The organism is Pseudoalteromonas sp. 68 DY56-GL68 (assembly GCF_041414825.1).
Classification (GTDB): Bacteria; Pseudomonadota; Gammaproteobacteria; order Enterobacterales; family Alteromonadaceae; genus Pseudoalteromonas.
On the sequence record NZ_JAOCZL010000021.1, the window covers coordinates 1 to 14,489 of the forward strand.

The window sequence follows — 14,489 nt, forward strand, 5'->3', positions numbered from 1 at the left end:
TGGACTTTTAATCCATTGGTCGATGGTTCAAGTCCATCATGACCCACCATTCTTTATTTATCTTTTCTATCTAAGTTATCCTTTATTTATCTTAACAGCTTACAGCAATACTGTTCTTTAGCGTAAGATTCTCGTATAATTCGCGCCATGAATGCACTGTGGACTAAGTGGTCGAGAAATGAGTCTAGCTGAACAAATTATGCCTGAAGATTATATCTTCCCTCCAAAGCCTGCGCCGTTATCAAAAGACGAGCAAGCTGAGTATAAGGCACGTATCAAACAATTATTAAAAGATAAGAACGCCGTTCTTGTTGCCCATTATTACACTGATCCTGAAATTCAAGCGCTTGCTGAAGAAACCGGTGGTTGTGTTGCTGACTCACTAGAGATGGCACGTTTTGGTGCAAAGCATGACGCTGATGTAATTGTGGTGGCAGGTGTTCGTTTCATGGGTGAAACGGCTAAAATCCTAACGCCTAATAAAACAGTAGTGATGCCTACATTGGCTGCAACCTGTTCGTTAGACGTAGGCTGCCCAATTGATGAGTTCTCAGCGTTTTGTGATCAGCACCCCGATCGCAAAGTCGTTGTATACGCGAATACGTCAACTGCTGTTAAAGCGCGTGCAGATTGGATTGTTACCTCATCATGTGCTCTTGAAATTGTTGAGCACCTTGATGAGCAAGGCGAAAAAATCATTTGGGGCCCTGATAAACACCTAGGTTCTTACATTCAAAAGAACACAGGTGCCGATATGATCATGTGGAATGGCGCCTGTATCGTTCATGATGAGTTTAAAACCAAAGCACTTATGGATATGAAAGCCTTACACCCAGATGCGGCTGTATTGGTTCACCCAGAGTCTCCTGCGGAGATTGTTGACCTTGCTGATGCGGTTGGCTCAACAAGTCAGCTTATTAAAGCTGCGCAAACCATGGATAATAAAAAGTTTATCGTAGCGACTGACCGTGGCATTTTCTACAAAATGCAGCAGTTATGCCCAGAGAAAGAATTCTTTGAAGCACCAACAGCCGGTGAAGGCGCAACATGTAAAAGCTGTGCACATTGCCCGTGGATGGCAATGAATGGTTTAAAAGCAATTGAAGAAGCACTAACAGACCCAGAGGGTAAAGAAGTATTTGTTGATATGGATTTACGCGAAGGCGCATTAAAGTCGCTTAACCGTATGTTGGACTTCTCTGCATCATTACAGCGTTAATAACACGTGCAGTGAATATGAAAGGCAAGGTATTTTATTTACCTTGCCTTTTTTGTTTAATTACTAATCGCTTAATCACAGTATTTTAAAAAGCCCTTGCGTCTGTAGGGTTGTTTTCATACTATAACGCCGCGCTTAACTCAAAGCGCCTTAGGTGACGTGTCCGAGTGGCTGAAGGAGCACGCCTGGAAAGTGTGTATACGGCAACGTATCGAGAGTTCGAATCTCTCCGTCACCGCCATTTCTTAAATTTACCCCAGCATAGCAAAGTGCTTTTCGAGATTACATTTAGCACGCATGGCAATATTGCTACTGACCTTTCTAGCAAGTTCTATCACTAACAATTCAAGTTGTTCACGGTTATAACCAAGTAATACACAGCGCTTTAGTTGCTCGCTTACTAAACTGCTGGCATCGTCCAGCGCAAATAGTGCGCCTAAAGAAGCAAGCTCAAATACGGTGTTGTTTTGCTGCTCGTTGCCAAAAGGTAGCTGACCAAATGTGAGTGCGGTTTTTAGTTGCTGCTCTGTGCGCTTGATAAGTAACGTATTTGAACCTTGAATATCATCAAGCGACTTTAAAATCTCTAGCGCCATCAGTGATTTTGGCACCCCAGAATACACACTAATATGCGGTAAAATATCACACAACTCTTGCATTGATACGCCATCATTCAATGCGTGCTGACATGCTCGTTTTAACAAAGGCTTGTCATGAACGGTGACCAAAGCAGCGATCGCGACAAACACAAATAAATCTGTGTTGTTTAGGCTCATAATTTCTCTTTAGATTTTTAGATATTGAATGTATTGAGGTTTTGTAGCTGTGGTTGATTGCAAAGACTAAGCAATCGAAAATGTGAAAATATATTATGGTCGATAACAGATGTTTATGCTTGCTATAAATGATTTAATTTTTGCCTAAAATAACGAACCATCATCATAAATACTCCCAAGCTTAAATTACGGTGATACACTTAAATGAGTAATTAAAAGAGGTAGGCTAGATGCGTCAGGCATTAATTGAAGCAGTAAAAGCGATTGCACTTGAAGATGGTAATTTTGAAACAACGATTCCTGAGTTACTCGTTTACAGACGAAGTGAAGTGTCGTTACCTATGGCCTGCGTATATCAATTAGGTTTGGGCATTAGCTTACAAGGCTCAAAACGTGTTGTGCTTAGCGAGCACAGTTATGATTATACGGATGGCCAATCATTGGTGACATCGGTCGATGTGCCTGTTACGTCACACATTACTCGTGCCAGTAAAGAGCAGCCATTTTATGGCTTGTATCTACGCTTAGATGCACATGAAATAAGTCACATTGTTGCTGAAATGGAATTTGCAGGGCAAGACAAGTTCCCTAAACACCAAGCCATGTCGGTAGTTGATACTGATAACGGTTTGCTTGATGCTTTGCTGAGACTTATCAAACTCGACAATGAGCCATTGCTAAAAGCTAATTTAGCGCCACTGATCAAAAAAGAAATTATATTGCGCTTGTTAAATAGCCCGCATAGCCCTTATTTAAGGCAAATTGTGATGTCTGGTTCAGCTCATCAAAAAATAGCCAAGACCTTATGTTGGTTGAAAGAAAACTTCAGTAGCCAATTTTCGATTGATGATTTAGCCCGTGATGCTCACATGAGTCCTTCAACATTTAGGCTGCACTTTCGGGATGTTGTTAAAATGAGCCCGTTACAGTATGTAAAAAACTTACGACTGCAGGCGGCAAGGCAAATTATGCTCAATGAACGCATTGATGTAGGTTCTGCGGCGCTTAAAGTAGGTTACGAAAGCGCATCGCAATTTAGTCGCGAGTACACACGCTTTTTTGGCAAACCACCCATAAAAGATATTTCAGCACTACGTTTACAGCAAACTGCATAAATAAGGGAGCTTAAAGCTCCCATAATTTAAAATCGTCTTTTTGGCATTCTCAGTTGTGAGTCAAACTCATCGGGGAATAAAATTGTGCCGTCATCTTCATCAGTTGGAAACACGGCAATTAATAAGTCGTCTTGTTCAAGGCCAGGTGTCCAGCGGCTTAACCAGTCTTTTATTGGTATGGCTTTTGGCGTGCAATCTTGCCATTCACCGGTTGCCCAGCTTTGTGCAAATTCGCGGCTAGGCCATACAGGTACGCAGTCGTCGTCTTCATTTGAGAGCATGACGCAGCCATGTTCATCATTGAGGATCCACACTTGTTTGAACTCTTGAACCGTTTCAAACATATAAGCGAGTCGTTTTTTAGCGCCTAAAGCGAGAATAGTATCAAACTCAGTTTCAACACGTTTAGCAGTTGCATTATTCATGACAGGCTCACTCTTTTAGTTATACACAGCTACACCTTAATCATAAGGTGATAAATAAATATGACAAGTAAAGTTATTAGGTAAATTAATTTATTAATGCAACGAATAGATCATCAGCAAGTTGCTGCAGAGCCTTAGAATCTTGATTTGTTAGCGCATAGGTACGAATGCCGTATATGCCCATTACTAAAAAGCGCGCTAGTTGCTGTGGCGTTTTACTCGTTGTAAATTCGTTATTATCCAGCGCCTTTTGCAGTTGCTCGGCAAGAGTATTTTCGTAAGCGTTTAAGTTACCACGCAGTACACTGCAAATTTGTGGATCGTTGCCTTCAACTTCAGAAATACTCTTGGTAAGCAAACACACTTTAGCAACTTCACCTTCAATACATTCATCGACAATCACAGTTAAGTAATGTTTGAGGGTCGATAAAATAGATTGTTGGTTATTGAAAAGCGCTGTAAATTGTTGGTTTCTGTCTTTTTGATATTGCTCAGTGGCTGCTAAAAACAAGCCTTTTTTATTGCCATAAGCCGCGTAAATAGAACCCGGATGAAGATGAGTCACTTCCTTTAACTTTTGCATACTTGTCTTGGCATAGCCATATTGCATAAAGGCATGCATGGCTTGGCGTAGGACAAATTCAGTATCAAATTCAGCAGTTCTCATTAAGGCTCCTCACGGTTTATAAACGAAGTTTACGTAATCTTGAACGATTATTCAAAATAAACCTTGAAGTATGTTTGATTCGCCCTTATCTTGAATGTATGTTCAAGATAAGGATAAAACCATGACAACCGATTTACTTTCTCCATTTAAACTAAATGACAGCATTGAGCTTAAAAACCGTGTACTAATGGCACCACTTACACGTTGTATGAGCGACGATAATCTAGTACCTACCCAAGCGATGGTTGATTATTATGCCCGCCGTGCCGATGCGGGCTTAATTATTAGCGAAGCAACCATTATTCGCCCAGATGCGCAAGGTTACCCAAATACACCAGGTCTGTTTACCAGTGAACAGATTCAGGGCTGGAAAAAAGTCACCGATGCGGTGCACGCGAAAGGCGGCAAGATGTTTGCTCAGCTTTGGCATGTAGGCCGTGTTGCTCATCCACACTTTTTTGGTGGGGATGTACTGGCACCATCAGCAATCGGTGTTGAAGGGACTGTTCCTCGTATGCGCGAACTTACTTATGTTACGCCAAAGGCTGCAACCATTGAAGATATCCAAGGTTTAATTACTGATTACGCAAAAGCGGCCGAAAACGCAATTGAAGCAGGTTTTGATGGGGTGGAAATTCATGGTGCAAATGGTTACTTGATTGATCAATTTTTACATTTTGCTGCCAACCAACGTGAAGACCAATACGGTCAAACACCAGAAAACATGTCACGTTTTGCTCTTGAAGTCGTCGATGCTGTAATTGCTGCAATTGGTGCAGATAAAACAGCGTTACGCTTATCACCTGGTGCATACTTTAATATGGATGAAGACAACCGTGATAAAGCCGTGTTCGATTATTTATTAGCGGCTCTTGAAAGTCGCCATCTAGCTTATCTTCATGGCGGTATTTTTGACGACAGCATGCGTTTTGCAAGCTTAGAAGACAAAACGACGTCTGAATACTTACGTAGTGCGTACAAAGGCACCTTAGTGGGAGTGGGTAGTTACACGTTTGAATCAGCAAAAGAGTCAATTGAGAATGATCAATTTGATTTAATTGCGATTGGTCGCCCATTCATTGCGAACCCAGATTACATGAGTAAAGTTAAAAATGGTGAAGCGTTAACACCATACAGCGACGAAATGCTGGCAGAACTAATTTAATTTCATAGGCAGCTTAAATTGTCACCTAAGTATTCGCTTAGGTGACGCTTATACCTATCCCATCTAATTAAAATATCTTACACTGTGTCAATTAGTTAGTTTCAGGCAAGGACAGTGTAAAGTGCTGAATATAATTCAATCAAATCGCATGGAAGCACTGCAAGCGCGGTTTCACGCGCTGCTTAAAGTTAATCCGTTAACAAGTCCCTTTAAAAAAGAAATTGTGCTTGTGCAGTCACCGGGTATGTCGCAGTGGCTAAAAATAGGTTTAAGTGAACACTTAGGGATTGCCGCTCAGGTCGATTTTCCGCTGCCTTCGAGTTTTATTTGGCAGCTTTACCAACAATTATTGCCTGATGTACCCAGTGAATCTCCGTATAACAAAGCTAACCTTGCTTGGAAGCTGTTTGCGATTTTACCAAACTGCATTGATGAGCCGCTGTATTTACCACTCAAAACCTATTTAGAGGGTGACAGTGAAGGGCAAAAAACGTTTGCCTTGTGCGAGAAAATTGCCGACGTTTATGACCAATACTTAATGTATCGCCCCAATTGGATTGCCACTTGGGAGCAGGGCATCGATGAGCTTGATGATGTTGATGTAGGCATTGCGCCATGGCAACCAGATCTTTGGCGTAAGCTGGTGGCGCACAGTAAAGAGCTTGGGCAAAGCCAATATCACCGCGCCAATATGCAAGACAAACTCCTTGCAGCCCTTGAAAAAATGGACGCAAGCCAATTACCTGAGCGTATTAGCTTATTTGGTATTTCTGCAATTGCGAGCAGCCAGCTTGAAGTATTTCAAGCCATTGCGAAAAAAACGCAGGTATTTTTGTTTTTCTTCAACCCTAGTGAACATTACTGGGGCGACACACTCGATGAAAAAACAGCAGCCAAGATTGCTGCTAAATATGCCAAACGCCCGCAGTTGCAAGCGCTTGAAGACAGCGTTAAAAACCCTGATCACGAATACTTTTTTATTGGTAACCCGTTACTCTCGTCATGGGGTAAATTAGGCCGTGACTATTTTGAGCAGTTACTACAACTCGATGCGCAGTGGCTTGACGGATTCGATAACGAGTTTGATCAAAGCTTGCTATCGCAAATTCAGTCTGAAATTTACCAATTAGCATTTAAGGGTGAATCACTAACGCCTGATAAAGAATGGTTTATTAATGACGAAGGCAAATTGCCGATTCAGACTGATGACACCAGTATTGTGCTGAGCGATTGTCACACGCCACTTCGTGAAGTAGAACGACTACATGATTACTTGCTTAACTTATTCAATGAAAATAAAGCGCTAACACCTAAAGATATTATTGTAATGATGCCAGATGTTGGCACATACAGCCCGTATATTGAGGCGGTGTTTGGTGGTGCCGAAGGGCGACGTTTTATTCCTTATGCGTTAGCCGATTTAGCGATAGAGCAAGAAAAACCAGTACTTAGCTCGTTTGCTAGTTTAGCCGATTTACCTTACTCACGCTTTGGTGTGTCTGACATTCTTGATTTACTGCAAGTCACGCAAATTGCCGAAAAATTTAATCTCGAAGTTCATGAGTATGAGCAAATAGGTTTTTGGCTTGAACGCGTTGGCGTTAAATGGGGCTTAGATGCCGCTCACAAAGACAGTTTTGGCTTACCCGCAATAGATTTAAATACCTGGCAACATGGCTTAAATCGCTTGTTATTAGGTGTTGCACAACGGGATGAACAATTGCCGTTTTCGGGGATTTACAGTGCCGATGAAGTTGAGGGCATGGCATTAAATACCTTAAATAAACTCATTGAGTTTATTGATGTACTGGCCCGTTATAAAGCCAAGCTGCAAGCTGATGCACCACTTAACGAAAAAGCAGAAATTCTAAAAGAATTATTAAACGATGTGTACAGCGATGAAGGCGAACAAAGCTGGGATTTATTAGTGCTGCAAAAAGTGCTCGATACACTGATTAAGCATTATGACAATGGCGATTACCAACAAGCTGTTTCGCAGCGCATTGTTAGTTACCTTGTAAAACAAGGTATTCAAGAAAAAGGCGTAGGACAGCGCTTTTTAGTGGGGCAAGTTAACTTTTGTACATTGATGCCAATGCGTGCAGTGCCATTTAAAGTGGTGTGCATGCTAGGTTTAAATGATGCAGATTATCCACGCACAGTTCAGCCAATTGGTTTTGACTTAGTCCCTTTCTCAAAACGCCAAAAAGGCGACCGCTCTCGTAAGCTCGACGACCGTTACCTGTTTTTAGAAGCGATTTTAAGTGCCCGTGAGAATCTATACATCAGTTATATTGGTCGTTCTTGCTTTGATAACCAACCAAGAATGCCCTCAACTCTAGTGAGTGAGCTTTTGGAATACATAGCCCGTAGTTTTGAGTTTGCTGATCAATACCCTCACTTAAAGCTACCAGAGGCGCTGATTAATTATCAGCATTTACAGCCATTTAACCCAGCTTATTATCTGACCACTAACAAAGAAGGTAATAAAAGCCAAACTGATGGCGAGCAAAAAGAAAATAAACTGTTAGTCACACAATTACACAGCTATAACCCAGTGTGGATGCCAACTCAACCTGTTAACCCTGAGCCTCAGCAAGCACTTAGTGTTCAGCCAGAAAGCAGTGTTGAGTTAACTCAGTTTATTCGCAGTATTTGCCAGCCGCACGAGAGCTTTTATCAGCAAAGTTTGGGGTTACGCTTACCGCAATTTAACGATATTGCTAAAGATGAAGAGCCATTTAGTTTAGATGCATTACGCCGCTACTTTTACCTCGATGAAATTCTCGAAGCGAGTATTCAAGAAACTCCTCTTAATCAAGCGCAAATTATGCAGCGCGGTGAGTTACCCCAAGCCCATGTTGGCTACCTTGTGTTTGAAAGTATGCAGCACCGAGTTGATGCGCTTGCTGGGCAAGTGAAAGCGCATATTAAAGGTGATGAAGCATTACCCGTTGAAGTAAATATTAAAATTGCCAACACCACTTTAGAAGGTTGGCTAAATCATATTTATGGTCAAAAACAGGTGTTTTATCGCACCGCCAGTATTAAAGCTAAAGATGTAATTCGTGGCTTTGTGCATCATTTAGCGGCGCAAATAATGGGGCAACCTGTTGAAACCCTCATTCTTGGTTTAGACAAGCAAATTAGTTTTTCACCCTTGTCAGAAGACGATGCCCGCAGCTATTTAAACGATTGGTTCTCGCTTTATGAAACGCTTTTAACTCGCCCAGTGGCGTTCTTTCCAGTCAGTGGTTACGAGTACATAAAAACAGATAAAGACATGGTCAAAGCAAACAATAAATTCGCGCCGCAATACATAGGCATAGGTGAAGGTGAGAACCCATACATTCGCTTAACCATAAAGAGTCTTAAAGACTGTGAAGAAGAGTTTATAAAATGGAGCGAGCTGCTGTTATCGCCAATTGTTGAATTAGCACAGGAGGCAGATCATGCAAACGCTTAATCCAATGAGTATGGCGCTGTGTGGGCAAAGCCTTATTGAAGCCAGTGCCGGTACAGGTAAAACCTATACAATCACAGGTTTGTATTTACGGTATTTGTTGGGCTTACAAAAAGCGACCGGTGAAGATGAACCATTAAATACACCGCTGACTGTTGAGCAAATACTGGTGGTGACTTTCACTGAGGCTGCAACTCAAGAAATTAAAGACCGTGTGCGGGCGCGTATAATCAATGCCAGAGATGCACTGCTTGGTAAAAAGCCAGATGATGAGCTGATTGAGCAAGTGATTAACGAGGTGACTGACAAACACGCCGCATTTGATTTGCTAGACGCTGCAGCAAAGTCGATGGATGAAGCCGCTATATTCACCATTCATGGCTTTTGTCAGCGAATGCTGAAACAACATGCTTTTGAATCCGGCGTGGCGTTTAACTTAGAGTTTATTTTAGATGAGCGAGAGCTTATTCAAGAAACCCTTAATGACTTTTGGCGTGCCTTTGTTTATCCACAATCAAAAGAGCGCACGCAAGCAATTACCGATATTTTCCCTGTGCCGGCGTCACTGTATTCACAGGTGGTGAGTTTACTTAATAAACAAGGGGCAACAATCACCCCTGAGTATGACCTTGACGAAATATGGCAAGCGCGCGATAACTTTGTGGCAAAAGTACCGGCATTTAAAAAAGCGTGCCGTGAGAGTGAGTTTATTAATGCAGTAAAAGCATCTGATTTAAGTGGTTCAAAAACCCCAGGTCGAAAAAACAGCCTTGCAGCGCTTGAGGAATACTTAAACAATGACGAATTGTTTTTTGTATTTGGTACCAGTAAATACTCGTTTGAAGTGTGGAGCACAGAGAATTTAAGCGACCCTGCAAATTATAAGAAAAACGGTAGCTTACTCAGTCACGAAATGCTGGCTCAGTTTGATGAAATGGCCACACTCAGTAGCCTTATCAATAATGGATTGAAAATTGCGATAGTGCAATACGCAGCTAAATGGGTGGCAAATGCATTAGTTAAACGTAAGCAAGAACAAGGCGTTATTACTCCAGATGATTTACTGAGTAACTTGCATCATGCACTTTTAAGTGAGCAAGGCCACGCATTAAGTGAAAAAATTGCCGCTTTGTTTCCAGTTGCCATGATTGACGAATTCCAAGATACCGACCCAGTTCAATATGGCATTTTTAGTCGCATTTATGGCATTAAAAACACCACGCTTGCCATGATAGGTGACCCAAAACAGGCTATTTATGGTTTCCGTGGTGCAGATATTTTTACTTATATTGGCGCAAAACAAGCCGTTGAAAAAGACAAGCAATACACCCTAGATACCAACTACCGCTCAAGCGAAGGGGTTGTTGATAGCGTAAACCGTTTATTTGCTAAAAATGCTAATAGCTTTATTTACAACGATGCAATCCCATTTCAAAAGGTTAATGCTAAGGGAAAATCACAAGAAAAAGCGTTTTTAATAAACGGTGAAATGCCCAGTGCGTTTGAATTTTCGGTGTTTGTTGATGAATACGCCGAAGCCAACAACAAGCCAACCAGCAAAGGGGTGGCTCAACAGGCATTGGCTTTGCAGTATACGAAAAAAATTACTGGGCTACTCAAGCAAGCGGATGCAGGCCATGCGACTATTGCAGGAAAACCTCTCACGGCCGCTGATATCTGTGTGTTAGTGCGTGACCGAAACGAAGCACAGCTTATGAAAACAGCACTGGCAGAAGCCGCCATTGCCAGTGTGTATTTATCCCGTGATAGTGTTTTTAACCAAGAGCTTAGTCATCATTTACTGAACTTTTTAACGGCATTGCATGGACAGTATGATGAATCATTACTGCGTGGTGTGCTTGCTGGGCCATTGTTTTGCTTAAGCTACAACCGCATTTATGAGCTTCACGAAAATGAAAGTGCATGGCAAGAGCATTTAAACTTTTTTGCTCAGCTTGCTCATATTTGGCATAAACAAGGCGCTATGGCGATGCTAGAGCGTTTATTAAGCCATAATCAGCTCGCAGCGCGTTGGCAAGGTTTAGGTTACAACGTTGAACGCTGGCTCACCGATTTCCGTCATTTAGGGGAAATCTTACAGCAAAAGCAAATTGAGCTTGAGGGAACCCATCGATTGCTGCGTTGGTTTGCACAAAAAGTGAGTCAACAAGATGGTGAAGCGGTGCAAGTACGCCTAGAAAGCGATGCTAATTTGGTGAAAATTGTCACCATGCACGCCTCAAAAGGCTTAGAGTACCCGATAGTATTCATGCCGTTTGCCTGTGGCTATCGCGAAAGCAAAGAAGCCCTTTACCATAAAGACGGTAAGTTGATTTATGACCTTGCTAAAAGTGACGACGCAATGCAAAAAGCAGAGCAAGAGCGCTTGGCTGAAGATTTGCGCTTACTTTATGTGGCATTGACTCGTGCCGTGTATTTTTGTTCTGTGGGTATGTATAACATTTCGCAAGGTCGCAGTGCTCGCCCTGGTATTCAAAGTACCAGTATTGGCCATGTATTATTTGCAGGTTTAGAGATTAAATCGGGCGATGAATGGCGCGCGTTGTTACAACAATTTTGTGAAGGCTCTTCGCACATGCACTATGAGGCGTTTAGCCAAGCGGATGAGCTTGAGAAGTTAATATTTGCTGGTGCTGACAGTGAGCAAGCCTATCAAGTTAATACTGTTAAAGCAGACATTCAGCGTGATTGGCGCTCAACCAGCTTTAGTAGCTTAACGCTGAAAAAGCATACTGATCATATTGAACTTGGCCGCAGTGATGAAGACCACGAAAAAGATGAGTTTTTAGCCCAAAATGCCAATGCTTTAACTCCTTACAGCTTCCCTAAAGGGGCAAAGCCGGGTAGTTGTTTGCATGAAATATTTGAGCAATTAGACTTTACCGACCCTTATGCGCTAAAGCGTCCAGCGAGTGAACAAGACGACCACGCCCTTGATAAAGTGATCAAAACATTATTTGAAAAATACCATATTGATGATAGCTGGCAGGAAATGACCGTGCAGTGGATCCTTGCTGCACTGAATTGCCCACTAAACGATAAAGGACTTAGTTTATCGGTACTTGAGCCTGATACCTGTTTGGTCGAAATGGAATTTAACTTACCCTTGTTATCGCTCTCAAGCGATAAGCTTAATCAAGTGTTAGTAAAACACTTTAACTTACCTGGGCAGCTTGATTTTAGTGAGGTGCAAGGCTTACTAAAAGGCTTTATAGATTTAATATTTTGCTGGCAGGGTAAGTATTATATTCTTGATTATAAATCGAACTTTTTAGGCAATAGTGCGGCTGACTACCAACATGAGCAACTAGAGCAAGCCATGACCAGTCACCAGTATCATTTGCAGTATTTAATTTATACCGTAGCACTGCACCGTTTATTAAAACAACGTATTCAAGATTACGATAGCGACACGCATTTAGGCGGTGTTTACTACACCTTCTTACGTGGTATGAGCGAAGGGCAAGGGGTGTATTTTAATCAGCTTACGAAACAGCAAATAACTGAGCTTGATAGCTTATTCGCACAAGGAGCCATGCTATGAGTCAACTGACATTCGGCTTTGATGACCATGAGCCAATCGAGCCAATGAATAAGCAGCCAGAACAACCAGCACAACATGCCCAAAGTGATTCAGTGTTGCCTGCCACAGAGATTAAAACGCAGCCATTACTGAGTTATTTACTTGAGGCAAAACGTATTCGCTTAGTTGATGTGAAACTCGCCGAGCTATTGACTGGTACAGAAACAATAACCGGTTCACAAACACTGATAGAAAATAACAAAGCAGCGCATAGTGAGGTTTTTTACCTGATTTTATTACTTGCGGCTGCGCAGCAAAGTCAGCACAGTTGTTTAGAGCTCGTAAATATAAATTGGCAAAACCCGTTTGAAATTAAACAGCAAAGTTTAGCTGATGCCAGCATTGCAGCCCCTGATGTTTTAACCCCGTTTGATGTGGAATTTGGCCTTGCTGAAGCCGTTGATACGCTAATGAATGCTGAGTGTGTAGGGGACGACAAACCACTGCTATTGTTTGCGAATAAACTTTATTTTGCCCGTTTGGCTGAATACGAAACCACACTGGCTTCGCGTTTACATCATTTAGCAACGAAAGAACTCACCCTTGATGAAGCCGCATTAACAGCACTACTTGAGGTGTATTTTCCTAGCAGTGAACATACACCCAACCCAAGCGATCCTATTAAAACATTAAACTGGCAAAAAGTAGCCTGTGCAATTGCTGCAACAAAAGGCTTTAGTGTGATCACTGGCGGCCCAGGTACCGGTAAAACCACCACGGTAACTAAGCTACTAGCCATATTACAATCTTTGTATGCCAGTGCACCGCTAACAATAAAGCTGGTTGCACCGACAGGTAAAGCGGCAGCACGTTTAACTGAGTCGATTTTAGGGGCAAAGCAAAAGCTCAGTATGATCCCTGATAATATCGCGCCACTTATTCCCCAGAGCGCGCAAACGATTCACCGTTTACTTGGTGTTATTCCGCATACCAATAAGTTTCGCCATAACAAGCGTAACCCGCTGCACTTAGATGTACTGATCATTGATGAAGCATCGATGGTTGATTTATCGCTTATGGCAAAACTCATTGAGGCACTACCGAGCCATGCAAGGCTTATTTTACTGGGTGATAAAGACCAATTAGCCTCGGTTGATACGGGCAGTATTCTTAGCGACCTATGCCAAGGGTTAGAGCTTGACAAAATGCCTGATTACAGCAGTGAGAGAGCAGCGCAGCTTAATCGCGTTTGTTTTAATAATCAGAGCGAGATACCCGCGGCCAGCAGTCATTTTGTACTTAACGATTGTATTGCGTTTTTACAGCAAAGTTATCGTTTTGATGGCAGCAGCGGCATTGGTCAATTAGCACAAGCTGTAAATACCAATAACAGTGGCTTACTGGGCTACGTTGAGCAAACGATTAATCAAGGTGGCTTTAAAGACCTTAAACTTAATTACAGCGTAATCAGTAAACCGATTGAGCAATTTGTGCAACAAGCGGCGTTGCAATATCACGATTATTTGCATCTTATCCAGCAAGGGGCAAGTATTGCCAGTGTGCATAAAGCATTTGCGCATTATCAGTTACTGGCTGCCGTTAGAGAGGGAGATTATGGTGTAAATAGCCTTAATCAGCGTATTGAAAAAGCACTGGCTCAACAAGGTTTAATTTCGCCATATCAAAGGCATTACGTGGGTATGCCAATTATGATCAGCCAAAACGACTATCAGTTAAAACTGTTTAATGGCGACATAGGTATTTTAATGAATGATGAGCAAGGTCAGTTAAAAGCCATGTTTGTTGATGAACAAGAAAATATTCGTGCTTTTTCGCCTGCACGTTTACCTGCTCACGATAAAGTGTATGCCATGACAATTCATAAGTCGCAAGGCTCAGAATTTGCTTATACCGCAATGATTTTACCGCCAATAAAACAGGCTAATCAGGGCATTAATAGGCAATTGGTTTACACGGGGATCACCCGCGCGAAAACCACATTTGAGCTGGTGGCCGATAAAAATGTATTGCTTATGGCAATGAATAAATCTGTTACTCGTGCATCGGGTTTATACGATAGGTTAAAACATGAAGCTAGTTAAATGTAGGGTAGAT

At 42.0% G+C, this 14,489-nt stretch carries 9 protein-coding genes and 1 tRNA gene; 7 read left to right on the forward strand and 3 right to left on the reverse strand.

Annotation, left to right across the window (positions count from 1 at the left end):
- Positions 1 to 178: 178 nt before the first annotated feature.
- Both nadA and NYF15_RS14410 read left to right on the forward strand, forming a co-directional pair.
- Positions 179 to 1,219 (forward strand): quinolinate synthase NadA, encoded by a 1,041-nt coding sequence (gene nadA / locus NYF15_RS14405; RefSeq protein WP_371353916.1) that lies wholly within the window; start codon positions 179 to 181, stop codon positions 1,217 to 1,219.
- A 153-nt stretch (positions 1,220 to 1,372) separates the two neighbouring features.
- Positions 1,373 to 1,460, forward strand: a tRNA-Ser gene (locus tag NYF15_RS14410).
- A gap of 10 nt (positions 1,461 to 1,470) precedes the next feature.
- On the opposite strand, the gene NYF15_RS14415 is transcribed toward NYF15_RS14410, so the two are convergent.
- Positions 1,471 to 1,995, reverse strand: coding sequence for a carboxymuconolactone decarboxylase family protein (locus NYF15_RS14415; RefSeq protein WP_371353917.1), 525 nt, complete (start codon positions 1,993 to 1,995; stop codon positions 1,471 to 1,473).
- 230 nt (positions 1,996 to 2,225) lie between these two features.
- On the opposite strand from NYF15_RS14415, the gene NYF15_RS14420 reads away from it, so the two are divergent.
- Positions 2,226 to 3,110: an AraC family transcriptional regulator N-terminal domain-containing protein gene (locus NYF15_RS14420; protein ID WP_371353918.1), complete on the forward strand. Its 885-nt coding sequence runs from the start codon at positions 2,226 to 2,228 to the stop codon at positions 3,108 to 3,110.
- A 26-nt stretch (positions 3,111 to 3,136) separates the two neighbouring features.
- On the opposite strand, the gene NYF15_RS14425 is transcribed toward NYF15_RS14420, so the two are convergent.
- Positions 3,137 to 3,535: a DUF2750 domain-containing protein gene (locus NYF15_RS14425; RefSeq protein ID WP_237114174.1), complete on the reverse strand. Its 399-nt coding sequence runs from the start codon at positions 3,533 to 3,535 to the stop codon at positions 3,137 to 3,139.
- Between the two features lie 85 nt (positions 3,536 to 3,620).
- Entirely contained in the window at positions 3,621 to 4,202 is a 582-nt protein-coding gene (locus NYF15_RS14430) for a TetR/AcrR family transcriptional regulator (protein WP_371353919.1), read from the reverse strand.
- Between the two features lie 121 nt (positions 4,203 to 4,323).
- On the opposite strand from NYF15_RS14430, the gene NYF15_RS14435 reads away from it, so the two are divergent.
- From NYF15_RS14435 to recD, 4 genes are all read left to right on the forward strand, one after another.
- On the forward strand, positions 4,324 to 5,367 hold the full coding sequence (locus NYF15_RS14435; RefSeq protein ID WP_371353920.1) for an alkene reductase: 1,044 nt from the start codon (positions 4,324 to 4,326) through the stop codon (positions 5,365 to 5,367).
- 121 nt (positions 5,368 to 5,488) lie between these two features.
- On the forward strand, positions 5,489 to 8,833 hold the full coding sequence (gene recC / locus NYF15_RS14440) for an exodeoxyribonuclease V subunit gamma (protein ID WP_371353921.1): 3,345 nt from the start codon (positions 5,489 to 5,491) through the stop codon (positions 8,831 to 8,833).
- Positions 8,820 to 12,395: an exodeoxyribonuclease V subunit beta gene (recB, locus tag NYF15_RS14445; RefSeq protein WP_371353922.1), complete on the forward strand. Its 3,576-nt coding sequence runs from the start codon at positions 8,820 to 8,822 to the stop codon at positions 12,393 to 12,395. Before recC ends, recB begins: the two co-directional genes overlap by 14 nt.
- A 44-nt stretch (positions 12,396 to 12,439) precedes the next feature.
- Positions 12,440 to 14,476, forward strand: a complete 2,037-nt coding sequence (recD, locus tag NYF15_RS14450; RefSeq protein ID WP_371354214.1) for an exodeoxyribonuclease V subunit alpha — start codon at positions 12,440 to 12,442, stop codon at positions 14,474 to 14,476.
- The last annotated feature ends 13 nt before the right edge of the window (positions 14,477 to 14,489 follow it).